Source organism: Shewanella sp. SR43-8 (assembly GCF_014163775.1).
GTDB classification, from domain to species: domain Bacteria; phylum Pseudomonadota; class Gammaproteobacteria; order Enterobacterales; family Shewanellaceae; genus Shewanella; species Shewanella vesiculosa.
In genome coordinates this window covers 201,920-227,238 of sequence record NZ_JACJDX010000002.1, presented here as the reverse complement: position 1 = coordinate 227,238, position 25,319 = coordinate 201,920, and the positions used below count along the sequence as shown (strand labels likewise).

The 25,319-nt window shown below is 42.5% G+C and carries 21 protein-coding genes and 1 pseudogene; 12 read left to right on the top strand and 10 right to left on the bottom strand.

Annotated elements, in window-relative coordinates; all coding sequences use genetic code 11:
- Positions 1 to 3: 3 nt before the first annotated feature.
- Positions 4 to 1,083, bottom strand: coding sequence for an efflux RND transporter periplasmic adaptor subunit (locus H5114_RS03465; RefSeq protein WP_182722228.1), 1,080 nt, complete (start codon positions 1,081 to 1,083; stop codon positions 4 to 6).
- A gap of 188 nt (positions 1,084 to 1,271) precedes the next feature.
- On the opposite strand from H5114_RS03465, the gene H5114_RS03460 reads away from it, so the two are divergent.
- A complete protein-coding gene (locus H5114_RS03460; protein WP_182722227.1) occupies positions 1,272 to 2,198 on the top strand; it encodes a LysR family transcriptional regulator in 927 nt (308 codons plus the stop codon).
- A gap of 255 nt (positions 2,199 to 2,453) precedes the next feature.
- Here H5114_RS03460 and scpB read toward each other — a convergent pair.
- The 4 genes and pseudogenes from scpB to H5114_RS03440 form a co-directional block, all read right to left on the bottom strand.
- Positions 2,454 to 3,044: pseudogene (gene scpB, locus H5114_RS03455) on the bottom strand (SMC-Scp complex subunit ScpB); the annotation flags it as partial.
- 126 nt (positions 3,045 to 3,170) lie between these two features.
- Complete coding sequence (locus tag H5114_RS03450) at positions 3,171 to 3,959, bottom strand: ScpA family protein (protein ID WP_182722225.1); 789 nt, start codon at positions 3,957 to 3,959, stop codon at positions 3,171 to 3,173.
- 39 nt (positions 3,960 to 3,998) lie between these two features.
- Positions 3,999 to 4,619, bottom strand: coding sequence for an L-threonylcarbamoyladenylate synthase (locus H5114_RS03445; RefSeq protein WP_124016493.1), 621 nt, complete (start codon positions 4,617 to 4,619; stop codon positions 3,999 to 4,001).
- A complete protein-coding gene (locus H5114_RS03440; protein WP_124016492.1) occupies positions 4,616 to 5,476 on the bottom strand; it encodes an RNase RNM in 861 nt (286 codons plus the stop codon). Before H5114_RS03440 ends, H5114_RS03445 begins: the two co-directional genes overlap by 4 nt.
- A 450-nt stretch (positions 5,477 to 5,926) precedes the next feature.
- Here H5114_RS03440 and H5114_RS03435 point away from each other — a divergent pair, with 450 nt between their 5' ends.
- The 6 genes from H5114_RS03435 (at position 5,927) to trpA (ending at position 12,660) form a co-directional block, all read left to right on the top strand.
- Positions 5,927 to 7,498, top strand: coding sequence for an anthranilate synthase component 1 (locus H5114_RS03435; protein ID WP_182722296.1), 1,572 nt, complete (start codon positions 5,927 to 5,929; stop codon positions 7,496 to 7,498).
- A 41-nt stretch (positions 7,499 to 7,539) separates the two neighbouring features.
- Positions 7,540 to 8,142, top strand: coding sequence for an aminodeoxychorismate/anthranilate synthase component II (locus H5114_RS03430; protein WP_182722295.1), 603 nt, complete (start codon positions 7,540 to 7,542; stop codon positions 8,140 to 8,142).
- Complete coding sequence (gene trpD / locus H5114_RS03425; RefSeq protein WP_182722224.1) at positions 8,142 to 9,185, top strand: anthranilate phosphoribosyltransferase; 1,044 nt, start codon at positions 8,142 to 8,144, stop codon at positions 9,183 to 9,185. The genes H5114_RS03430 and trpD overlap by 1 nt, the downstream gene beginning before the upstream one ends.
- Entirely contained in the window at positions 9,178 to 10,581 is a 1,404-nt protein-coding gene (trpCF, locus tag H5114_RS03420) for a bifunctional indole-3-glycerol-phosphate synthase TrpC/phosphoribosylanthranilate isomerase TrpF (protein WP_182722223.1), read from the top strand. The genes trpD and trpCF overlap by 8 nt, the downstream gene beginning before the upstream one ends.
- A gap of 71 nt (positions 10,582 to 10,652) precedes the next feature.
- Positions 10,653 to 11,864, top strand: a complete 1,212-nt coding sequence (gene trpB / locus H5114_RS03415) for a tryptophan synthase subunit beta (RefSeq protein ID WP_124016489.1) — start codon at positions 10,653 to 10,655, stop codon at positions 11,862 to 11,864.
- Positions 11,857 to 12,660, top strand: coding sequence for a tryptophan synthase subunit alpha (gene trpA / locus H5114_RS03410; RefSeq protein WP_182722222.1), 804 nt, complete (start codon positions 11,857 to 11,859; stop codon positions 12,658 to 12,660). The genes trpB and trpA overlap by 8 nt, the downstream gene beginning before the upstream one ends.
- A 101-nt stretch (positions 12,661 to 12,761) precedes the next feature.
- On the opposite strand, the gene H5114_RS03405 is transcribed toward trpA, so the two are convergent.
- The gene (locus tag H5114_RS03405; protein WP_182722221.1) at positions 12,762 to 15,221 is read right to left on the bottom strand and encodes a hypothetical protein; all 2,460 of its coding nucleotides are present in this window, start codon (positions 15,219 to 15,221) and stop codon (positions 12,762 to 12,764) included.
- Positions 15,222 to 15,445: 224 nt separating this feature from the next.
- Here H5114_RS03405 and H5114_RS03400 point away from each other — a divergent pair, with 224 nt between their 5' ends.
- Both H5114_RS03400 and H5114_RS03395 read left to right on the top strand, forming a co-directional pair.
- Positions 15,446 to 16,756, top strand: a complete 1,311-nt coding sequence (locus H5114_RS03400) for a dicarboxylate/amino acid:cation symporter (RefSeq protein ID WP_124016486.1) — start codon at positions 15,446 to 15,448, stop codon at positions 16,754 to 16,756.
- Between the two features lie 165 nt (positions 16,757 to 16,921).
- On the top strand, positions 16,922 to 17,593 hold the full coding sequence (locus H5114_RS03395) for a LysE family translocator (protein WP_182722220.1): 672 nt from the start codon (positions 16,922 to 16,924) through the stop codon (positions 17,591 to 17,593).
- Between the two features lie 95 nt (positions 17,594 to 17,688).
- Here the strand turns inward: H5114_RS03395 and H5114_RS03390 are convergent, their stop codons facing one another.
- The 3 genes from H5114_RS03390 to H5114_RS03380 form a co-directional block, all read right to left on the bottom strand.
- Positions 17,689 to 19,194 carry an ABC transporter permease gene (locus tag H5114_RS03390; protein ID WP_259395223.1) on the bottom strand — a complete coding sequence of 502 codons (1,506 nt, stop codon included), beginning with the start codon at positions 19,192 to 19,194 and terminating at the stop codon, positions 17,689 to 17,691.
- A gap of 87 nt (positions 19,195 to 19,281) precedes the next feature.
- A complete protein-coding gene (locus H5114_RS03385) occupies positions 19,282 to 19,959 on the bottom strand; it encodes an ATP-binding cassette domain-containing protein (protein ID WP_182696980.1) in 678 nt (225 codons plus the stop codon).
- The gene (locus H5114_RS03380) at positions 19,959 to 20,813 is read right to left on the bottom strand and encodes a putative selenate ABC transporter substrate-binding protein (protein WP_182722218.1); all 855 of its coding nucleotides are present in this window, start codon (positions 20,811 to 20,813) and stop codon (positions 19,959 to 19,961) included. Before H5114_RS03380 ends, H5114_RS03385 begins: the two co-directional genes overlap by 1 nt.
- A gap of 241 nt (positions 20,814 to 21,054) precedes the next feature.
- Here H5114_RS03380 and H5114_RS03375 point away from each other — a divergent pair, with 241 nt between their 5' ends.
- Together H5114_RS03375 and H5114_RS03370 are read left to right on the top strand one after the other, a co-directional pair.
- Positions 21,055 to 21,729, top strand: coding sequence for a response regulator (locus tag H5114_RS03375; RefSeq protein WP_182722217.1), 675 nt, complete (start codon positions 21,055 to 21,057; stop codon positions 21,727 to 21,729).
- Complete coding sequence (locus tag H5114_RS03370; RefSeq protein WP_182722216.1) at positions 21,720 to 23,072, top strand: ATP-binding protein; 1,353 nt, start codon at positions 21,720 to 21,722, stop codon at positions 23,070 to 23,072. The genes H5114_RS03375 and H5114_RS03370 overlap by 10 nt, the downstream gene beginning before the upstream one ends.
- Positions 23,073 to 23,148: 76 nt before the next feature.
- Here the strand turns inward: H5114_RS03370 and H5114_RS03365 are convergent, their stop codons facing one another.
- On the bottom strand, positions 23,149 to 23,847 hold the full coding sequence (locus H5114_RS03365) for a 2OG-Fe(II) oxygenase (RefSeq protein WP_182722215.1): 699 nt from the start codon (positions 23,845 to 23,847) through the stop codon (positions 23,149 to 23,151).
- A 115-nt stretch (positions 23,848 to 23,962) separates the two neighbouring features.
- Here H5114_RS03365 and H5114_RS03360 point away from each other — a divergent pair, with 115 nt between their 5' ends.
- The gene (locus H5114_RS03360) at positions 23,963 to 25,213 is read left to right on the top strand and encodes a DUF3391 domain-containing protein (protein ID WP_182722214.1); all 1,251 of its coding nucleotides are present in this window, start codon (positions 23,963 to 23,965) and stop codon (positions 25,211 to 25,213) included.
- Positions 25,214 to 25,319 lie beyond the last annotated feature (106 nt).

Here is a 25,319-nt window from a genome sequence, read left to right as displayed (position 1 = left end):
CAACTACACTCCCCGTTGCCAGCGTAATGGCTTCACTTTCATGCCTGCAGATAATTGCGACAATCCAGCAGCAACAATAACGTCGCCTTTTTGCAAACCACTCAACACTTCAACACCATCAGTGCTTACGCGACCAAGCGTCACTTTCAGCGGATTAATGTCACCGCTATCTGGCTGATAGCGCCATACCGTCACCTCACCAGTTTGATCTTGTTTGTCTACAGCAGAAATAGGCACAATCGCACTAAAGCCTTGTGGTGATTCGTTAAGCGTAGCTAAGGTTAATTCAGCACTCATGCCTGGCAGTAATTGCACATTGTCAGGTTGTGGTAATGAAAACACCACTTCATAGGCTTGGGTGCCCGGCGTCACTTGGGTTGAGTATTCTTTAAATTTGGCATCAAACGACATGCCTTCTACTGCGCTAAAACGTACTTTTGCCGCTAAGCCATTGGCAATATCTTGAGTTAAGACTGCTGCCATAGCTTCAGGCACTTGAATAGTGACATCAAGCAAATGATTATTTTGCAGGGTCATTACCCCTTGGTTTGCCTGAACAATTTGGTGATTATCCACTAGTCGCTTAGCAATGGTGCCATTGAATGGTGCTTCTAAACGGGTATAACTCACTTGGTCATTGGCTGCTGCTAGCGCGGCTTTGGCCGACTTAAGTTGGGCTTTACTGCTGTCAAATAGTGCTTGGGAAATCAGTTTACGATCGAGTAGCGTTTGATTACGGCTAAAATCGGCCAGCAACAAATCGTACTCAGCTTCACGCGTCATTAAATTATTACGCGCATCGCGATCGTCTAATTGAGCCAGTAAAAAACCTTGTTTAACCTGCTGCCCTTCCACAAGATCCAGTCTGACAAGCTGACCTGAAATCCGAAATGATAATTGTGCTCGACTGTTGGCTTCAACTCTGGCAGGAAATTGGCGAATAGTATTGCCTGAAGATTGCGCGACCTCAAACAATTTAACGGGGCGTACAAGCTCTTCTTGTACGGCGCTTTCGACAGGCGTACAACCAGCTAGAATAGTAGAAATAAGCAATGCCAACGGCAATGTTGAGCGATATTTCATCGATTATGTTCCTTGGTAACAGAGATTTAAACTGACGTAATGACAACATCATCTCTTTTTGAGATGACAGTTAATTTACAATTGGTTCGAACAATACGCTGAATTATAGTTGCAATAAATGGGTTTATTTGGGAATATCAATCCCATTATTTGAGTTTGACTTATCAAGCATTATTAGAGCAAACAATATGAAAACTGAAGACATTGCATTATTCCACCGCATCGTCGAAACCGGCAGCATTCTTGAAGCGGCTAACTTATTGAATTTGCCTAAGTCAACCGTCAGTAGACGCTTGCAATCGTTAGAGGAGTCATTAAATTTAAAGCTGTTTCACCGTCAAAGCCGCGCCATCACCCTCACCTCCGCAGGCAGTCATTTCTACCAAAAAACCTTAACTATGCTAGCTGATTTAGCACAGACATTAGATGAAATCACCGATAACAAAGCTGAACTCAATGGCCATCTGCGGATATTAATCTTCCCTATCCCAGAGATGATGGACATTGTCAGCAAAATTTTTAATTTTATGGACGCAAATCCAAAGCTGTCAGTTGAAATTATTAGCAGCACAGAACCCCTCGATATGGTCAGACACAATATCGATATTGCATTTATGGTCCAAGAAACGTTTAGCGAAATAGACATGGTGGCAAAACCGATTATTCGCGAAGAGTTATATTTTGTTGCCAGTCCACAATATCTGGCTAACGCCGGAACACCGCATTCACCAGAGGACATAGAGCAATATAATTCGATTTTATTTCGCTTCCCTAATGGTAAAACCTTCAGCGAAGTGCCTTTGGCAAATGATGCGATGCAAGCGGTCAAAGGCAATTTGTGTACCAATAGTATCCAACTCGCATATGAAGCAACGCTTTCTGGCCGCGGCATAGGTTATTTACCTTTGCGAATTTGTCAGGAGGATTTTAAGCATGGCAAATTAGTGCGATTGTTTGATGAACTCCCACCTTATATGGCGGTAGTCTTTTTAGTTTACCCTTCGAGGCGTTTTTTAAGTCTTGCCAGCCAACGCTTTATCGATTACATGTTAGCCAACCTGCCTCAAAATGGCCATTATCAATCGCCGTCGACACATGTAAAAGTGTGGATGTGATAAAGCGACTGGACCAACTCTTAGATATTGATGAGGAAAACGAATAGCGCTAGAGGGTGCACCAAGATGTTACCGATAAGGGTTATATCTCATGCTTAATTAATCATGTGGCTGATGCGAAGGGTTATTATCGTTTTGATTGTCAGGATCAATGTCATTGTTAACCGCGCCATCTTGTTCATCAAACTTAATAGCTCCATCTGGCTCAGATACCTCATCAAGGGTAACGACGTCATCGTTATCTGGATCAACGACGGTTTCAAGCTCAGATTGATTGTCCATGCCTAGCTGAGCTTTTTCAAATAAAGCATGTAAAGAGTCGGCATCAGTTAAGGCTGGCAAGTCGGCTAGCTTGGTAAGATTAAAGTAATCGAGAAATACACTGCTGGTGGCAAATAACGCAGGCCTACCAGGTACCTCTTTATGGCCCACTACTTTAATCCACTGGCGATCGACTAAGCTTTTTATGATATGGCTGCTAATAGCCACGCCTCTGATGTATTCAATATCGCCACGTGTTACCGGTTGTCGATAAGCAATAACCGCTAAGGTCTCTAGGGTTGCACGTGAATACTTAGGAGATTTCTCTTGCCACAGAGGTTGCAAGTAAGGACTGAGCATTTCCTGAGTTTGGAAGCGATAACCACTGGCAACTTTCACTAGTTGCACCCCACGCTCTTGATAATCTAGTTGTAATTCATCAAGCACTTCCTGAATGCGCGAGCGCGACACACTAAAGTCAGCCAACACAGTTTCTTTGATAGCGTTAACTGACAATGGCTTAGCTAAGACAAATAAACTGGCTTCGATAAGTTGCTTTAGCTGTGTAGGATTAATTGGCTTCATGGATCTCTTCGAATATCGTTAACCTCAACTTTGAATAAAAGAGAGGGATAAATCGTTAATATTTGCGTTATGTTACGTCCGTAATATCAAACTTGTCATGTGTTTTGCTCACTGCGTTGAGCTTGATTAATAGGCTTTTACATAAATGGGCGAGAAAGGTTCATTTTGTACTAATTCAACCAATAACTCTTTAACCAGCTCCATAAGTGCCAAAAAGCTCACGACCACACCAGCTCGGCCTTCACTAACATCAAACAAACACTCAAAACCAATGAATTCGGTACTGGATAACTTGGCTAAAATTTGGCTCATACGCTCGCGGGTTGATAACTGTTCGCGCTTAACATGATGATCTTCATTGGCATCAATGCGTTTCAGTACTTCACCAAACGCGCGGGCAATATCCACCAGCGACACTTCAGGAGGCACAGTGACAGGTTTAATGTCTGGAGCTGCACTCACAGATGCTTGTAATACATCTCGCTCAATCCGTGGTAATGCATCGATATCTGCAGCAGCTTGCTTTATCACTTCATAGGCTTTTAATTGCCGGATCAGTACCACGCGAGGGTCTTCTTCCTCATCATTTTCACTGGCCATTTTAGGCAAAAGCAGACGTGACTTAATTTCAGCTAAGGTTGCGGCCATCACTAAATAATCAGCCGCCAGCTCAATCCGTGCTTCAGTCAGGATCTCAATATAGAGTAAATATTGCTGGGTAATTTGTTGAATGGGTAAATCAACCACATCCAATTTTTGTTTGCGAATAAGATACAGCAATAAATCCAGCGGGCCCTCGAAGGTTTCAAGAAACACTTCTAAGGCCTCAGGCGGAATAAACAAGTCTAGTGGCATGCTATCAAGTACTTGGCCACGAACCACTGCCAATGGCAGGCTCTGCTGGCTACCTTGCATATTTATCCTTGACGGTTCATCAACCATGGTCACCTGTGGTTATTCAAATGCACTGGTATCGCCAGCACCATGACGTAATATCACCATCTCATCTTCAGACATATCAATCACAGTCGTTTGATTTTCAGGCAAATAGCCGCCATGAATAATACCTTCGACTAGGTGATCGAGAATGTCGCGAATATGCTCAGGGTCTGACTCAGCAAATTGCTCATTTGGCATTACCAAACTGGTGGTCATCATCGGCTCACCCAATGCTTCAAGTAACGCCAATGCAATAACATTATTCGGCACGCGGATACCTATGGTGCGTTTTTTATCGCATTGTAACCGCCGCGGCACTTCTTTAGTGGCTTTGAAAATAAACGTATATGGCCCAGGCATACAGCTTTTTAATAAACGATATGCTTGATTATCAACCCGGGCAAAATTAGCCAGTTCAGATAAATCACGACACATTAATGAAAAATTGGTGTCGTTTTCAATCTGGCGAATACGCGCCATGCGCGTCATGGCATTTTTTTCGCCAATCATACAGCCTAATGCATAACCAGAGTCTGTTGGGTAAACAATGACTCCACCTTGTTTAAGAATCGCCACCGCTTGGTTTATTAACCTTGCTTGTGGGTTTTCATCATGAATATACCAAAATTGACTCATGCTCTTTCCGTCCAATGTTGTGATTGCCAAACCCATTCCACACCTTGAGGTTGGAATAAGTTTTTACCTAGCTCGATCCAATTACTGGGGAAGTGGAAATCGCTCCCCACAGAAGCAAGTAGGTTATTTTGCTTACTTAATGCGATAAGATTATTACGATCATCCAATGTTTGCTGGCCTAGAATAACTTCCATCGCATCGCCACCGGCCTCTGCAAATTCACGTACTAAGCGCTTAAGCCATTTAGCCGATAATTTATAACCACTAGGGTGAGCCAAGACTGCAACGCCACCCGCTTGATGAATGTGGTTTATCGCATTGGCCATGTCGCCCCAATTATTAGGCACATAACCGGTTTTTCCGCGCGCTAAGTAACGTTTGAACACGCTAGGCATATCTGTCGCATGACCATTATCAGCTAGCCATCTTGCATAATGGCCACGGCTCAGTGCGGCGTCGCCAGCAATTGCTTTTGCGCCGTCATAAGCCCCCTCAATCCCGGCCTTAGCTAAACGCTCACCAATTTCTTGGGCACGCACTTCACGCAATTGGCGTTGGTGAGTTAAAAAGTCTAATAATTCAATATGGCCGATATCTAAGTTTAAACCGACAATATGAATATCAAAACTGTTCCAACGCGTTGAAATCTCACAACCATTAATTAACACTAATGGTGTGGCGTGCGCTTGATTGGCAAGATGCGCTTCTGCTAACCCTCCGACTGTGTCGTGGTCAGTAATAGCAAACATCTCGACGCCTTTTTCAATAGCGCGAGTTAATAATTCGGTTGGTGTTAATTGACCGTCTGATGCGGTCGTGTGGCTATGAAGATCGGCCAGGAGAGTCTCTGTAATCATGTGCTTATTGTACAAGAGTAGCGATAAAAATACTGCTTGGATTTATGAATAAATGATGGCAATTGATGAATTATTTATACACAAGCCACCTAAAGCGCTCAATAATTAGCCTCTCGTTATCCTGGTTGTCATTTTTTAATGGCTTTTGAGAAATATTCAATTGACATTACTCTCCAGCTGGGTTTTCCTATAGGCATTAAACAAAGACATAACATAGCGATTAACAATGACACATTCTTTAGCTTCATTACACATTACTTGGTGGTGGCACTTCCCAAATTAACGGGTGGTGTGAAGCGTTGTGCTCATTTTTAAGAGACAAGATTTTACCAAAAAGCCCGCAGAAATGTGGGCTTTCTTGTTATCTGGCCCATGCAAAATTAGTCACTCGGGTTACACAATATTAGAGGCCAATAGATGATAAATAAACATGATACAAGGAGCGGCGACATAGTGACGACAACAGTGACTACACCAAATCAACTCGCTCAGGTTACCACGCAAAAGCAGGCACTAACCTACCATACAGATCCGCTAAAACTGTATCAGCAAGTGACTAATAACGCGCCGCATACCATGCTGTTAGAGTCTGCGGAGGTCGAAAGTAAAGACCATTTAAAAAGTATCGTCCTCACCCATGCGGCAATGATGATTCGTTGCGACGGTTATCAGCTTAGCTTCAGCGCATTAACTCAAAATGGTGCCGCGTTGTTAGCGCCAATAGCGAACTTCTTCAGTGATGCACAGCAACAACGAGATAATGATACTCTCATCGTGACGCTGCAAAAAGCCACCGAGTTACAAGATGAAGATGCACGGTTAAAGTCAACATCGCCTCTTGATGGCTTAAGAATGTTTATCAAGCACATACAAACTAATAATCCGCTTAAATTTGAAGATTTATTTTTAGGTGGTGTATTAGCATATGACTTAATTGATACCGTCGAGCCACTCCCTGCTGCGCCCAATGCGCATAATGATTGCCCTGACTATTTATTTTATCTAGCTGAGACACTTATTTTAATTGACCATCAAACTCAGCAAGCTGAGATTGTCAGCCACCAATTCGGTCAAGATAACATCATTGCAGAGCAATTAGCCTTGCAACTGCAACACGTTACCGAACAATGCGCTGAACTAGGTGATATTGCTCAATTAACGCCAGTGACAACCGACGAAGAAGTTAACATCACCGACGAGCAATTTAAGCAGACCGTGATTGATTTAAAAGAACATATTGTCGCCGGTGATATTTTCCAAGTGGTGCCATCACGTTGTTTCAGTCTACCTTGTCCAAATACCCTTGGGGCGTATCGGGCTTTGCGCTTAACCAATCCTAGTCCGTATATGTTCTATTTCAGAGGTCCTGATTTCACCTTATTTGGCGCATCGCCAGAAAGTGCCCTGAAATACGATGCGGCCAGTAACCAAGTTGAAGTGTATCCCATTGCTGGCACCCGAAAGCGCGGTAAAAATGCCCAAGGTGAGATTGATTTTGACCTAGACAGTCGTATAGAGCTCGAGCTGCGTTTGGATAAGAAAGAATTGTCTGAACATTTAATGCTAGTCGATTTAGCCCGCAATGACATTGCTCGCATCAGCCAAAGCGGTAGCCGTAAAGTGGCCGAACTGTTAAAAGTTGATCGTTATTCACACGTGATGCATTTAGTCAGTCGCGTCACCGGTCAATTACGCTCAGATTTAGATGCCCTGCACGCTTATCAAGCCTGCATGAACATGGGAACTTTAGTGGGCGCGCCAAAAGTACGTGCATCGCAATTAGTTCGCCAAGCAGAGCAAGCTCGTCGCGGCAGTTATGGTGGCGCTGTAGGTTACCTCAATGGTCTTGGCGACATGGATACCTGCATTGTTATCCGTTCAGCCTTTGTTAAAAATGGGGTTGCTCATATACAAGCAGGTGCTGGCGTGGTGTTTGATTCAGACCCACAAGCCGAAGCCGATGAAACTCGTCAAAAAGCCCAAGCGGTTATCTCAGCAATAAAAATGGGAGGTGGCCTATGAGCACTGCAACCACACAAGCCAGTAACCAAGCGACTAACCGCATGAAACTGTACTTACTGGATAACTTTGACTCATTCACCTACAACTTAGTCGATCAATTCCGCAGCCTTGGTTGTGAAGTCATCATTTACCGTAATGATGTCAGCGCCGATTATGTTGCACAAAAGCTTATCAATGAAACCTCAAAAGCAGCCTTGGTATTATCACCAGGCCCAGGGGCCCCTCATGAAGCGGGCTGCATGATGGAACTGATTGGTAAAGTAGCCGGCAAAGTTCCAATGTTGGGCATTTGTTTAGGTCATCAAGCTATGGTCGAATATTATGGCGGTAAAGTAGAACGAGCACCATTTGTGGTTCACGGTAAAGCCAGCCCCACCCTCCATAATGGTCAAGGCGTATTTGCCAATTTGCCCTCACCATTACCGGTTGCGCGCTACCACAGTTTGGTGGCGACAAAGGTACCTGACTGCTTAGAAATCATTGCCACTACCGATGATATGCCGATGGCAATATTGCATCCACAACATCAAGCAATAGGCTTTCAGTTTCATCCAGAATCGATTTTAACCACCTTAGGTAGCCAACTACTGACGCAAACATTAGCGTATTTAACCCAAGACCACGCCTTTACTGGAGGAGAATAATGGATAATCTGCAAGCTTTATTCGACCGCCTTTATCAAGGTACTGCGTTAACTCGTGAACAAATGGCACAAGTTTTTAGCGCGATTATTCAAGGGGATATGCAACCTGCCACCATGGCGGGGATGTTAGTGGCGCTAAAAATGCGTGGCGAAACCATTGATGAAATAGCCGGAGCGGCAGACGCATTACGGCAAGCCGCTAAACCCTTCCCACGCAGTGATGCCTCAAAACAAAGCGGCATTGTTGATATTGTCGGTACCGGTGGTGATGGACATAACACCATCAATATTTCCACTACAGCCGCTTTTGTTGCCGCTGCAGCTGGCGCTAAAGTCGCAAAACATGGTAATCGCAGTGTATCGAGTAAGTCTGGTTCATCTGACTTATTATCCCATTTCGGTATTGCACTCACCATGACACCAGATGCCGCAAGCCAGTGTTTAGATAAACTGGGTTTATGTTTCTTATTTGCGCCGCATTACCATGGCGGAGTAAAACATGCTGTGCCGGTTAGACAAGCGTTAAAAACCCGGACCATTTTTAATGTGCTAGGACCGTTAATAAACCCTGCAAGCCCAGAATTTATGCTTCTAGGTGTTTACACACTTGAACTGATCGAGCCTATCGCACATGTGCTCCATGCTTTGGGGGTAAAACGCGCCATGGTGGTACATGGTAGTGGTTTAGATGAAGTGGCATTGCATGACAATACCTATGTGGCAGAACTAAAAGACGGTGCGGTGCGTACTTACCAACTTAGCCCTGAAGATCTAGGGGTTAAGCGCGCGAGTATCGAACAACTCACCGGCGGCGAACCGGCAGACAATGCCCTCATAACGCAAGCTATTTTACAAGGTAATGGCCTCCCTGCTCACCGAGATGCTGTGGCCATTAACGCAGGTTGTGCTTTGTATATCAGTGGTGTGTGCGACTCAGTTCAAGCCGGTACACAGCTAGCATTAGCAACCCTTGCCAGTGGCGCTGCCTTCATCTTATTAACCGATTTAGCTGCCGTGAGCCAAGCAGGAGAACACCATGAGTAAGCCAGAAAATAATGTATTAACCCGCATCGTTGCAACTAAAGTCGCGCATATTAGCGCACTTAAATTGCGTTTCCCCGAAGCTAGCTTACAACCTAAAATATCAGATCGTAGCTTATTTGATGCGTTGAAAGCGCCGAATGCTCAGTTTATTTTTGAATGTAAAAAAGCCAGCCCTTCAAAAGGACTGATCCGCGCCGACTTTGATGTAGAAGCTATAGCTGATATTTATACTCGATATGCTGCAGGCATCTCAGTGTTAACCGACGAAGAATTTTTCCAAGGTGACATGGACTACATTCCTAAAGTGCGCGCTAGAGTGACTCAGCCGATTATTTGTAAAGACTTCTTTGTCGACCCTTACCAAGTTAAATTAGCGGCTCACCAAGGCGCTGATGCCATTTTACTGATGCTGTCAGTGCTTGATGATCAACAATATCGATTGTTAGCAAACGAAGCGGCAAAGTATCACTTAGATTGCTTAACTGAAGTCAGTAACGAAGCAGAATTAGTTAGAGCGATTGATCTAAACGCGCCGATTATTGGTATTAATAACCGTAATTTACGCGACTTGAGTACCGACCTTGCCACCACAGAATTATTAGCACCGCAAATCCCCGCTGACAGAGTGGTGATCAGTGAGTCAGGGATTTATTATCATCAGCAAGTGTGTCGCTTAAACCCATTAGTTGACGGTTACCTTGTCGGTAGCTCAATAATGGCGCAAGACGATATTGATTTAGCCTGTAGACAATTGATTTATGGTAATAATAAAGTTTGCGGCTTGACTCAAATTGACGATATTGCAGCAGTGGCACAAGCTGGTGCAGTATTTGGAGGATTAATATTTCATCCTAAATCACCCAGAGCTGTAACGCCAGCACAAGCAAGTGACTTAGTCGCCCAAATGCAGCAACGTCATATTGGATTAAACATGGTCGGCGTGTTTGTTAATCATGCCGTTACTGATATCGCAGCTTTAGCCAAAACACTGGATCTTTTTGCAGTGCAACTACATGGCGATGAAACAGAACTTGAAATTAAAGAGTTAAAAACATTACTGACTGAGCAGCAACTTAGCACCGAGATTTGGAAAGCCATTGCAATTGACAGTCAGAGCGGTGAAGTGAGTCCAAAACCTGCCGGGGCCGATCGTTATTTGTACGACAGCAAATCTGCACAGCAATTTGGTGGCACCGGAAAAACATTCAACTGGCAAGCCAATATTGGTAATAAACAAGACGCCATCTTAGCCGGCGGGTTAACCGCAGAGAATGTTTATCTTGCCAGCCAACAGGGATTTTATGGGGTCGACTTAAATTCAGGAGTAGAATCAGCTCCTGGCCATAAAGACCATCAAAAACTGAACGCTGCATTTGCCCAGTTACGCCGCAATTAACATTGAATAACGAACAACGAACAACGAATAACGAATCAACATGAATATACGATTACTCAAAGGGAACATTTATGACCGAGCTCAAGCTTAACCCTTATTTCGGCGAATACGGTGGTATGTATGTACCACAAATTTTAGTGCCTGCATTAAAACAACTCGAAACAGCCTTTATTGACGCGCAACAAGATGAAAGCTTTATCGCTGAATTTACCGACCTGCTGAAAAACTATGCCGGCCGCCCAACAGCGCTAACACTTACCCGTAATTTAAGTCCAAATCCAATGGTAAAAATTTACCTAAAACGTGAAGACTTACTCCATGGTGGCGCCCACAAAACCAACCAAGTGTTAGGTCAAGCGTTGTTAGCGAGACGTATGGGTAAAAAAGAAATCATCGCAGAAACAGGTGCTGGTCAACATGGCGTAGCCACTGCCCTAGCCTGTGCGCTTTTAGGCTTAAAATGTCGAGTTTACATGGGTGCTAAAGACATTGAACGTCAATCGCCAAATGTGTTTCGAATGAAATTAATGGGTGCTGAAGTGATTCCGGTGACTTCAGGTTCATCGACCCTAAAAGATGCCTGTAACGAAGCCATGCGCGACTGGTCAGCAAGTTATGATAAAGCTCACTACTTACTCGGCACCGCTGCTGGGCCACATCCGTTCCCGACAATTGTGCGCGAATTTCAGCGTATTATTGGGGAAGAAACCAAAAAACAAATTCTTGAAAAAGAAGGCCGTTTACCTGACGCTGTCATCGCCTGTGTTGGCGGAGGCTCAAATGCTATTGGTATGTTTGCCGACTTTATTGACGAACCATCAGTTGAATTAATTGGTGTTGAACCGGCAGGAAAAGGACTTGATACGGCAATGCACGGCGCGCCGCTTAAACACGGTAAAACCGGTATATTCTTTGGCATGAAATCACCGTTAATGCAAAACAGTGATGGTCAAATTGAAGAGTCGTATTCTGTTTCTGCCGGGCTTGATTTCCCCTCGGTAGGCCCGCAACATGCACATTTAAATGCCATTGGTCGTGCACGATATGAATCAGCAACCGATGATGAAGCGTTAGAGATGTTCCAAACCCTCGCTCGCTGTGAAGGTATCATTCCGGCATTAGAATCAGCGCATGCACTTGCTTACGCAGTTCGCATGGCAAAAGAAGCGACTAAAGAGACCATTTTAGTGGTTAATTTATCAGGCCGTGGTGACAAAGATATTTTCACTGTGGCAGATATTTTAGAAGCGAAACAAAAACAACAGGAGAGCGGCAATGAGTAACCGTTATCAAGCAAAATTTGCTGCACTTAAGGCACAAAATCAAGGTGCGTTTGTTCCTTTTGTCACCATTGGCGATCCGAGCCCTGAATTATCGTTAAAGATCATTCAAACCTTAGTTGATAATGGTGCTGATGCACTTGAATTAGGTTTTCCTTTTTCAGATCCATTAGCTGATGGCCCAGTAATACAAGGTGCTAACTTACGCTCATTAGCCGCTGGAACTAAACAAAGCGATTGCTTTGACATTATCGCTAAAATACGCGCGCAATATCCTGATCTGCCTATCGGACTATTACTGTATGCCAATTTAGTATTTGCCAATGGTATTGATGAGTTTTACGCAAAAGCACAAACTGCAGGTGTAGATTCGGTATTGATTGCCGATGTGCCAGTTGAAGAGTCAAAACCTTTTAGCTTGGCCGCAAAAGCACATGGTATCGCACCTATCTTTATCGCACCGCCTAATGCTGATGCTGACACCTTAAAAATGGTCAGCGCACAAGGTGAAGGTTATACCTATCTATTATCACGAGCCGGCGTTACGGGTACTGAATCAAAAGCCGGTGTGCCAATTGAGAATATTCTGGCACAGTTGGTCGAATTTAATGCCCCACCGCCACTATTGGGTTTTGGTATTGCCGAACCAGAACAAGTGCGCGCGGCCATCAAAGCCGGTGCCGCAGGCGCGATATCAGGTTCTGCCGTGGTTAAAATTATCGAAGCTCATCAACATGATGAAGTCACATTACTGACAAAACTTGCTCAATTTACCGCAGCAATGAAAGCGGCAACCTAGAAACGTTATATTTTAAATAGAAAAGTAAAAACAAAAAAGGCGCTTAAAGCGCCTTTTTTAATGGATGCCCCTAACGTTCTGCTTAGGGGTGTATCAAGTGATTATAAAATCGCTACACCAATTGAAACCACTTGAGTAATTAACCCGCCTGGTGACTCAACTTCAACAATGAACACTCCAGTGTTAGGTTGGTCTTCACCTTTTAGAGTAGCCGTGAACTGACGGCCACCATTATAGTTAGTGCTTGGCCAAGTATATTCGCTGGTACTTACCACAGAACCTGCGGAGGTTGCAAATCTAACAATAGTCCCTGCTGGCATTTGCTGATTGTGTAAATCAGAAATAGTAAATGTTGCAGTCGCAGAACCTTTTCCGATAATTTGAATACTACCGCCAGTATGAGTACCTGTACTGTCTGCTATAACAATGTTATTTGACTCAGTAGCATAAGCAGTACTACCAGACATCACTATGACAAGACTTCGACGCACAAACAAAGATTTAGAATCACTTGTACCATCAGCACATGCACTGTGAACAGGGTCCGAGCAAAGTACCCCATTGTATTTGCCGTCTTTTAAATCAAATACACCATTTGAATTAAAATCAACTAGCTTTTCTAATGAACCACCTGACTGACCACCTGCTTGTTGCGGGTTGAATATTCCATCTTCGTTATAATCATTAAAGGCATCATTTAAATCAAATGCTTGCCCAGTGACGTCTGTACCAGAAAGAAATTCAGATGCTTCTGCAGCATCAAAACGACCATTACCGTTTAAATCAGGAAAAGACTCTTCACCAATTGCGGTTGCAGTAACCGTTGCACGACCACCGTATTTTTGACCATATATATTGCCATAAATACCCAACGTTGAATCAAAAGCTAAATCAGCATTAGGATTACGGAACATCTGCCCCGCGCCATTGAGAATCGTCTCACCTTCTGGTCTTGGCAACTGACTGGTCCATTTTACTGAACAAGCTCCATTAAGCGTTTGACATGCATCTTCAATAGAGCCACCTTCGGTAGTAAAAGATACCGTGGTTCCATCAGGTACAGGGTTATTAAACGCATCAGCCATACGGGCTACGACCGTAACTTCAGTTCCATCAACATCCCAACCTTCAGCATTTAATATTGTCGCAGATAATGAGAAACTGTCTTGATCAGGAATGCCTGTTGAAACAATTAACTGGCTAGACTGACTCGATATTGCAGGGATTGAGCCATTGTCTACCGTCGCAGTGACTCGCAGCGAGGTAGCCACTGTACCTGTAGTGACTACCGTTTGAACTAAACCACTGTTGTCGGTTGTGGCTTGTAAAGGATCAATTTTCACTCCACCAATTTCGGTATTGAGTTCAAATAATACATTTTGATTAGTCACAACGTTATTATTTTTATCTAGTACTTTAAATTTAACCACAGATGATTCAACACCACCGGTACCCAAAATACTAACATTCTCAGGTGTTGCAGATACAAATACGATACTACCTACATCCGCCTGCAGTACATTAATAGTCCCAACTGCTGATAAACTAATGCCACCGGCGTTTGCTGTGACGTTAATTTGATCTTCACCAACACAACCTTGAGCCCGATAAGTTGATGTTGCAACGCCATTACTTGATGAAACAGGAGAGCTGATCACCGCCTGAGCAGGGCTTTTTGTCGCACAGGTTGACGAGAAATTCACATCAACTGGCTGAGTAAAAGGATTACCTTGATCATCTTGAATCAAAACTGAAACCGTTGCAGTACCGCCCGCCGAAAGATCGGCTGTACTTACCGATGCTACACCTTGAACAAACGGTGTTCCGCTGCCCATCACAACATTGGTGGCACCGACGACAACAATCGTCGAACCCGTTTCATTAGTTGATAACGAAGCGGTTGCTTCGCCGGCACCTAAAGAGCTACCCGCATAAATATCGACGGTCGCCTTTCCTTGTGCATTAGTCACTGCTGTTTTAACCGGCAAATCACCTATTGGACTATCAAAAGTGACAATAACAGACTTAGAAAGCCCACTAACCGTAGCCGTTAATTTACCAGGAGATAATGTGTTGATTGATTCAATGGCATTACCAGCTGCATCAGTTAATACCAATGAAACTTGCGCGCCACCGCCTGCTACACCACCATCACCGGCCATAGTCACATTGAGTGAACTTGTCTCGCCAGATGAAGTGGTTGCCGTGACGGTCGCACCAGTGTTGATTGCGGCGGAATTTAACTGAACAGTAGCAATACCATCAGCATTAGTAGCAACTTCACCTGTACCAGGAGCAAAAGTGCCGTATTGAGCATTATTTAATGAAAAAGAAACCAGGGTACTGACTGCAGCCCCCGTTGAGTCTTTGACAGTCGCAGTAATAGTTGCAGGTTCTGCAACAGAAATTTGATCGTTATCAATACTTAACGTAATAGAGACTGTTGGATCGGGAGTTGTTCCTCCTCCAGTGCCATCATCTGTTATAGCGCCGCCGCCACCACATGCGACGAGAAAAAAAGTACATAAAAGTGCGAAATAAACTTTATATGCTGACCTCATTGTCAGGCTCCCTGTTACATTGAAATAAAACTTAAGAATTATTATAGTTACTTATATTTAAACAATACACAAACATCCTATAACTTTAGCATAACTATAATAATTTCTTTGCTATTTATCGGCTAAAACTTTCACTTTTAGGCCATTTCCTAAGTTAACGATTCCTGCTAGTCTTTAGCGCATTCAATAAAGAAATAAAATAATATGATGAAAAGGAACACTCTGTGAGTAAACAATACAAGCTCGGACTCACGAGCAAAATTTTATTTGGCATGGCATTAGGCATTATATTTGGCCTAGTATTGAGAAACTCTTTTCCTGATAGCCAATTTATTCAAGAGTACATTACCGATGGATTCTTGCATGTCATTGGCACTATCTTCATCTCAAGCTTAAAAATGCTTGTCGTACCTTTAGTATTTATCTCATTAGTGTGCGGTACTTGCTCCCTTAGCGATCCATCTAAACTGGGGCGTCTTGGTGGCAAGACCATATCCTTCTATTTATTCACTACCGCTATTGCGCTCACGATTGCGATTCTAGCCGCAGTGTTGATCCATCCTGGTAATGCTAGTTTGGCCGGTAACGCATTAGAATACTCAGCAAAAGACGCACCTAGCCTTTCTGAAGTCATTATTAATATTGTACCGACAAACCCTATGCAAGCCATGAGTGAAGGCAATATGCTGCAGATTATCCTATTTGCAGTTGTTTTTGGCTTTGCCATCTCACATATTGGTGAACGCGGTACGCGTATAGCGTCATTTTTTAACGATTTAAATGATGTGATTATGCGTGTAGTTACCTTGATTATGCAGCTCGCGCCTTATGGTGTGTTTGCACTGATGGCGACTCTCAGCTTAACGTTAGGCTTAGAAACCTTCGGTAGTGTAGTAAAATACTTCTTCCTGGTCGTTGCAGTATTATTTATTCAAGGCTTAGTGGTATACCCGACGTTATTAAAGTTATTCTCAGGCCTGAGTCCGCTGATGTTTTTGCGTAAAATTCGTGATGTGCAACTGTTTGCCTTTAGTACAGCCAGTTCAAATGCCACATTACCTGTCACCATTGAAACAGCTGAACACCGAATGGGGGTTGACAATAAAATTGCCTCATTCACTTTACCACTGGGTGCAACACTTAACATGGATGGTACCGCCATTATGCAAGGTGTCGCCACGGTATTTATTGCCCAAGTGTTTGGTATTGAACTGAGCATAATGGATTACGCTACTGTGGTGGTCACAGCAACGTTAGCCTCCATTGGCACTGCGGGGGTGCCAGGCGTAGGCTTAATCATGCTCGCCATGGTGTTAAACCAAGTTGGCTTACCTGTAGAGGGGATTGCATTAATTATTGGTGTCGACAGAATGCTCGACATGATCCGCACCGCGGTGAACGTAACCGGTGATGCGGTAGCGACAGTGATTATTGCTAAATCAGAGGGTGAATTCAATGAACAAATATTCAATGACTCACAAGCGGGTAAAGTCGCTAAAAACTTTGAAGATCAAGTGCTTAATTCCAAAAATTAACACTTAACATCACCTTATATAAAAAAGCGCTAATTTAGCGCTTTTTTATTATCTTTTTTCTGCATAAATATGTCATTATCATCAACTTACATTGATATAGGCTTTCATTATCATTAAAACTCATGGGTAAATGACTCGTCATAGCTTAAAAAAAACGGAATAAATATGGACCTTACTTTATTGGCAAGTTTAGCGGTTATTCACATAGTGGCATTGATGAGCCCTGGACCCGATTTCGCCATTATTGTAAAAATGGCCACACAACAAACACGCTTAACCGCACTTTATTGTGCCTTAGGTATTGCGGTGGCCATCTTGATACATACCTTTCTATCTTTGATGGGGATCAGTGTGATGATCCAACAATCTCATATAGCGTTCATGGCTGTACAACTCATTGGTAGCAGCTACTTAGCTTGGATGGGATACGGGGCGCTTAAATCAGCGATGACGAGTATTATCAGCAAACGCCGGACTGAAGACATCCCTTCAGTTCAGCAAAATCTCACCCAGGTGGCTGTAGTCTCGTCGTTAAAAGGGTTTAAGGTGGGTCTTTATACCAATCTACTCAACCCTAAAGCGCTGATCTTTTTTATTACTTTATTTTCAGTATTAATTACGCCACAAGTCAATCATTCAACCAAAATAGCCGCGACAGTATTATTGTTTGTGTTGTCATTAACATGGTTTAGCTTACTAGCATTAGTATTATCTAAACCTCGAGTTCAGCAGAAATTACTCGCAGCGAATACCATTATTGATTTACTGGTAGGGATTATTTTTATTGCCGTTGCGCTGACTATTGCAAGTAATATTATCCAACAAATTATCAGCTAATTGACATAGATATACTCATTTAAAGCGGCCTGAGTTTTAAGCCTTATAAGTAATTCGTGGCCAAGATTAATCCGAGGATTAATCTTAAGGCTGCTTTAGCAAACCTGTACACGATGTCGAGGATAATGGAGTAATCGACGCGCTAAATAATCCACGGCAACATTTAAACCCGCAGTGAACACCAATAACAATAAGGCACCGCTAAAGCGGATTTCAGAAAAGTTACTGTCAACATAAAAGCCTAACGTCATCACGCCAAGCATACCCAAAATAGCCGTTTCACGAATAATCACTTCAAAACGATAAAATAGTAATCCCATAAAATGTGGATATAGCGTAGGCACAACCAAATAACTATATTGGTCAATTCTTGGCAGATATGTGAGCGGAACACTCACGTTGTCAGCTTGGCGCGCCATTAAAAACACCATAAGACCGGCATTGTGTAATGCTAGCGCGATAATAGCGGGTAACATAGAAGGCCCCAGCAACATCATAAACACAAAAGCCAATAAATACTCTGGCAGTGAACGTAATATTAAATTAACCGCACGCATGAACAAGATGATCAGGTTTGGCATCATTAAACGCGTGTTTAGCGGCAACAATATCATGGTGAATAAGTGAGTTAATCCTAAGGCACAAAAAGCCAATACTAAAGTGGCAATCATTCCCGGAAATACTTGTTGGCTTATTAATTCATAAACCCAGTCAAACAACTTTGATAGATTATCTGCATCAAACCAGGTAAAAAAAGCCTGCCCTTGGAGCATTGGCGGTAAGATATCAACACTGATAAAGCGCCAAATAAGTTGCGAGTCAATCACAGGTATTGGTGGTAAAAAATACACCGCAAGCGGTAAATATAGCCACAGCAAAATCGGTTTAGCCCAAAAGCGTATGCTGCCAATTAATAACACAAATAAAATCAGTAATGCCCCACCTTGCTCATAACGCCCTTGACGAAAAGCGGATTCTAAATAAAAGCCTAATGTCGGCATACCAATAAAACCCAATACCGCACTACTGCGCAATGCACATTCAAAACGATAACGAATATAATCAATAATCTGTGGATACATGTGCATCCAACGTCCATAGATAAATGCCGATAACTTATCAGTACCTTTGGGCAGTGAAAACAGAGTATGGATAGGGGCTTGTTGTAATATATCCGCAAAAACTCGGGCAAATGTGGCAGCATAAGGTAGTGCAATGGCTAAGATACCGGTAATGGCTGATAGACCAAAGATCTGTAAAAATATCAGCGCCCAGAAAATCTCATGGATCGCACGGATAAAGGCACACAAGGCCGCAATTAAGGGATGCTGATACCACAAGGCTAATGGAAATCCCACTAGCAATCCAACCGTGATCCCAAGCAAGGCAAAACTGATAGTTTGCCACAGTGCATCAAACAGATTCTCTGTCGCAAAAAAATCGGGATGCACAAAACCCTGCCACATACGGCCGAGTTCGGACCAAGGATCGAGTGCTATCACTTCGGTATCGGCAAAAAACCAACACACAGATACCGTAACTAAAAGTAGTAAAGTGATTTTCTGCCAGTGGCCCACAAAAGCGCGTCCACGAAAAATCATGGCGTCAGACATAATAGAAAAGACAGTAACGGCACACAGATAGAGCTGTGATAAGCAATATAATGAGCTGCAGCGATGTGATCATATTCACGCCATAACCTGCTTTGGCATATCGGCCAAAGCATAATGCTGTGATAAACGGGCCAGAGATAACTTATCGGCGCCATCATCTAGCACCACTTTGCCCTCGCTAATCACGATAATGCGATCAAAATGCGCTAAGGCTAACTCAGCATCATGCAGCACACAAATCACACTTTGATGTGCTTGTTTAATCAAATTTAATAGCCGTAAGCCCATTAATGGATCTAATGCAGAAAAGGGCTCATCACCCATAAAAATGGATTGCTGTTGAAATAATGCTCTGGCTAATGCGACACGTTGACGTTGTCCACCAGACAGCTCACTGACCTTTTGAGTTAATGGCATGGTGAGCTCTAACTGCTGACAAATAGCGGCTATTTGTTGTTGTGGCTTATTAAATGGCAATAATAAATTAGCCATATTGTACCAACGAGAGTAACGCGCTAATCCACCAATAAATACATTATGATATATCGACAAGTTATCAACCAACCCTTGTGCTTGAGAACACAAACAGGTTTGCTGAGCCAATTGTAGATATAGATGATGCAATAACGTGGTTTTACCCACGCCTGAAGGACCTAAAATAGCCACATGTTCATTGGGCTTAAATGACAAATTAACCTTAGATAAAACAATGTTCTGACTATAACCTAAATCAACATCAACCAAAGACAACATTAATCAAGCATTCCAATGGTTTTTGCGACGCGCTCAATCGGCTCATAGTCGTTATTATGGGCAGGTACAAATGACTCACGAGGAAAACTGGCTAATAAATCTTTATCCGTCATACCAATTAATGTTTTAGTCAGTTTTTGTTTAAAACCTGCACCAAAAGAGTCATCAACGCCAGCTCGTACTGTCCATTGATAGTCAGGGTAGCTAGGACTTTCCCAAATGACTTTCACTTTACTGGTATCAACCTCGCCTTTTTCAACAGCAGTGTCCCACACTTTATAATTAACCGCGCCAACTTGGTATACACCCGCTTCGACTTGGCTAATGGTGCGGCTATGATCACCAGAGAAACCAATTCGTTTAAAAATCTGTTCGATCGGCTTACCTAAGTTTCGCTCAATAAAAAACTGCGGCATTAACCGTCCAGACGTTGAATCTTTAGAACCAAACGTAAAAGTATAATCATTTAGTAGCGGGAAATTACTGGAAGGGACAATTTCAGTAGATTGATGGGCTATCAAATAACTCTTAAAGTACTGATCTTCAAAACCTTGAGCGATAGCTTCAGAACCAGGCACTAAGCGACGAGCCTGCACCCCAGATAAACCGCCAAACCAAGCAAGCTGAACTTGATTGTTACGGAACGCCGTTACCGCAGCTGAATAAGACTTTACTGGAATATATTTTACTTCCACGCCCAATTGCTCAGATAAATAATCAGCCACTTTATCAAATCGAGTACGAAGCTGACTTTCATCTTCATCAGGGATAGCAGTAAAGGTAAAGGTTGCACTTAATGCAAACGTCGAAAATAAACTTAAAAAGCTGGCTGCTAATAAATGTGTTAGTTTCATCTTAATCTTATAAGTTAGTCGGTTGTTAACGCTATTCTAACTTACCTGCTGCTCGATTACATAGCCAAAGCGACTCAATATAAAAAATGTGAGTAAAAACAAATAAAAAATATTAGTATTATTGTTATAAACTTAATTATATCGACACCCAAAGCCTATTTAATATTTAACCTAAAAGATTGATAAGGTAATACTAATCGAGCTCATTTTACCTAAGGCAACGGCTCAACAAGGATAAATTATGCGCATATTAGTTATTGAAGACGATCCTATTTTGTCACATCACTTACAGGTTCAGTTATCTGCGCAAGGTAACCAAGTACAAGTCGCGTTAAACGCAAAAGAGGGATTTTATCAAGCGACTAACTATCCGATAGATGCTGCTATTATTGATTTAGGTTTACCCGATCAAGACGGAATAAGCTTAATCAAAATGCTCCGTAGTGCCGATATCAAAGCCCCGATTCTCATTTTAACCGCACGACTCATGTGGCAAGACAAAGTCGAAGGGCTTAATGCTGGCGCCGATGACTATTTAGTTAAACCATTTCAAAAAGAAGAACTCATCGCTAGGCTTGACGCCATCGTACGCCGCAGCTGTGGTTTTGTGAGTTCAACTATCACCAGTGGGGCGCTGCAAATTGATATGGCAGCAAAAAACGTGACACTGAATCAAACACCATTAGACATCACGGCCTTTGAATACCTTATTTTGGAATACTTAATGCGCCATAGCCATGAAGTTATCGCTAAGCAGCGTTTACTTGATGTGGTATATGCAGACAAGGAAGGCGATCCCAATACCATTGAAGTAATAATCAGTAGATTAAGAAAAAAACTGGCTCAGGGCGGAATAGCAGAGGCGATTGTGACTCTTCGCGGTCAAGGATATAAATTTAATCACCCATGCGACTAATTCCCCGACCTCAAAAACGCCTGCTAACAAGAATGTTTGTTACTTCCTTGGCCATTATCACATTAGTGGGATTTGGTCTGGCTTGGTTAATTACCCTGCTCCATGCCCAAAACCGTTATAACCAAACCACCAGCGCGTTAATCGCTAAATTACCTATCATTGCTGCGGAGTTTCGCGAAAACAATTTAATCCCCATCACCCAAGCACGTGAAGGTGATGACGTTGATACACAATATATTATGGCGACTTGTAATAGTGCTTATCACACTTTATGGCGTTCTGATTTCGCGATTAACTTAAAATTGAATAACATCTGTGAAAAATATCTTCAAATAAAAGAAGATTTACCGCCGTTTTATCTTAATTTTGACGCCCAGCAAAGCTACTTTGCTTATTTGCTCAGTATTGATGTTGAAGATCAAATGTATCATCTATTAATTTTAAAAGACGCGACGGCATTAAAAACGGAACTTAAAAAATTTAACCGATTAACTTATTTTAGATTAGCCATCGTCATGGCTATTGCATTACTACTGTTAGTCAGTGCAGCCTATTGGGGCATGCGGCCGTTAACACAATTAAAACAAGAACTATTACAACTACAACAAGGACATAAGAAAAGCCTTTCACAGGATTATCCCGTTGAATTATACGGTATTACGATGGCGTTAAATCAGCTTATGGACCAAACGGATCAACGTCAGACTCGCTATCAAAATGCGATGAATGATTTGGCTCATAGTTTAAAGACACGTCTTGCTGCCAGCATTGCCATCATTGACGATGACTCTTTAGATCGTCAGCAGCAACAGCAAAAGATACTAGAACAAATCAATGATATGGATCATCTGGTGCAGTATCAGCTCAAACGTGCCATGTTAGGCCAGCAAGGCTTACGTCAACAACAAACAAAGGTCGCACCTATTGCCCAACAAGTGGCACAAATGCTTGATAAGATTTATCGGGACAAACACGTTATATTCACACTGCAAGTATCGGCGTCATTATACTTACCGCTCAGCAAAGGGGATGTAATGGAGTTATTGGGTAACTTAATGGAAAATGCGTTTCGCTTGTGTAGTAACAAGGTACAAGTTACCGCCCAGCATCTTGATGGCAACATGATTCAGCTTAGTGTCGAAGATGATGGCCCTGGGGTTGATGACGCCATTAAACAAAAAATCATTCAACGCGGAATGAGAGCAGATACCCAATCCTCGGGACAAGGCATTGGTTTAGCAGTATGTCATGAAATCGTTAGCAGTTATGGCGGCACCATGACCATTACGACCAGTGAGTTAGGCGGAGCAGCCTTTGTGCTCCAGCTCTCCGCAACGACGTAATATCATTAAAACATAAGTACCTAAGCAAGCTATCAGGGCAGTAAATACAGCAACAACACGCTTTACTCGACAGTGATCACTTACTTAATGGCGCATAAAGCTGCTCTGCACGATTAAACATTGCCCAAGAAGTGGCAATATACTTGTCGTTGCTAATAGGCACATTACCACGATGACTGTGAGTAAAGCCGGCGGGAGCTATAACCATAGTACCTTTTCTAGGACTTATTTTACGCTGCTGATAATAAAACTCCGTTTCACCGCCCTCTTCTACATCGTTAAGATAAAACATGTAAAACACTACCCGATGAAGCGCCTCATTATGGCCATTTTGTGGAAATTGCTCTGAATGCCAATGCGGATAGCCACCGACACCTTGCTGATAGTGCTGCACGTTGATACTACCACTGCGGTACAAGTACTTAGTTAACGCTGCAGCCCTTGGCCGACCTAGTGTTTCAAAATTATCAGGGGTCAGGGTTTGAGCTTGACCATTTTCATCAGCAACTTGCACTGACACGGCCCCCATTAGGGTTAATGAGTATTGGGTGAAATAATCACTAATGTGAGTGAATGTTGCCGCTAATAGCTCCTTTTTCAATTCAGCTAAATCATCAAAAGCGTCTAACATTAAGTCACGACTGCGCTTTTTGTCGGTATCAATGCCAAAACCAGTATGACCAGGCCCCACACTCGGATGAGCATTAAATGCTGCCATTAAACGATCACATAGGTCATTACTTATCGCATTGGGATATACTTCAATAAAATCCATAGGGAGTAACTATTGTTAATAAATGTATAGTAGTATGCTGCCATGCCTATAAAGCATCTGTAAAGCGCAATGCACAACATACCTCTTTGTTCTTCAAAGTAACTATCGATTGAATATGAAAAAAAATCAAAAAATATCTGTAGATCAATTAGAAGTGGGTACTTTTATCCGCTTGCCTATTTCTTGGAAAGACCATCCTTTTTTGTTCAGCAGTTTTAAAATTAAAGACACAGTACAAATAGAGCTCATCAAAGGATTAGGGCTAAAGGATGTTTTTTTCGATCCTGATAAAAGCGACATTGAACCGGTAACATCTGACACGGCTGACGTTACAGCACCTGACCAGCAAACACTCGATGCACGTAAAGAGCAAATGCTCAGTCAAAAATCAGCGCAGATAGATGAACAACAAAAACTCAAACGCGATTTAAAGAAAACCGAACAACAATTTAATCGTTCAGTGTCAATGATGCATTCCATGGTCGCTAAAATCGGCAGCAGACCTCTTAACTCGGTTATCGAGGCTAAAGATCTCATTAGTAACATGACCACCATGCTACTCAACAGTGATAACTTAGCCTTGCATTTAATGGCCGATGCTAAAAATGATGAACATATTTACCATCATTCACTTAACGTCTCCATGCTGTGTATGCTGATGGCAAAAGAGCTGGGCTGGAATCGCCAAGAGGTGGAGACTATTGGTATAGGGGCGCTATTTCACGATATAGGTAAGCTCAAAATTCCAAGTAATATTCTCAATAAGCGGGTACCTCTGACCACACCAGAAGAAAACTTTATTAAACAACACCCTTTAATGAGCATTAACTTTCTCAAACTTGCAGATAATTTCCCAGAAGAGGCTAAACCATTAATTGCTAATCATCACGAATTTTTAGATGGGAGTGGTTATCCACAAGGCCTTAAAGCAGACAAGATAGACAAGTTGTCGCAATTGATCGCGGTGATCAATGAATATGACAATCTATGTAATGGTACTAATCAAATCAAACCTAAGCCGCCCAGTATCGCTTTAGGTTTATTATATAAAAATTATAAAAATAAACTAAATGCTGAGTATATTAGTAAACTAATCAAACTATTAGGTGTTTATCCTCCTGGAAGTATTATCGAGTTATCCAGTGGCCAATTTGCCTTGGTGATGTCAGTAAACTTACAACACTTATTGTGTCCTAATATTGTGGTATACGATCAGTTAGTACCTAAAGATTTGGCGCCTATCATTAGTTTACAACAAGAAGGCCTCACCATTGTCCGTAGTTTACCTGCCGCCGCATTGCCAGAGAAAATTCATAAATACCTAAATCCTCGAGAACAAATCAGCTTAGGTATCGGTCAAAGCTAGCCAGCTAAATGACACTGTTTTTGGGTTGTCGTCATGTCAATAATGATAAAATTCAACGACCTTATTCACAAATTGATACACCCTTGTTGAGAAACAAAAAAGCCAT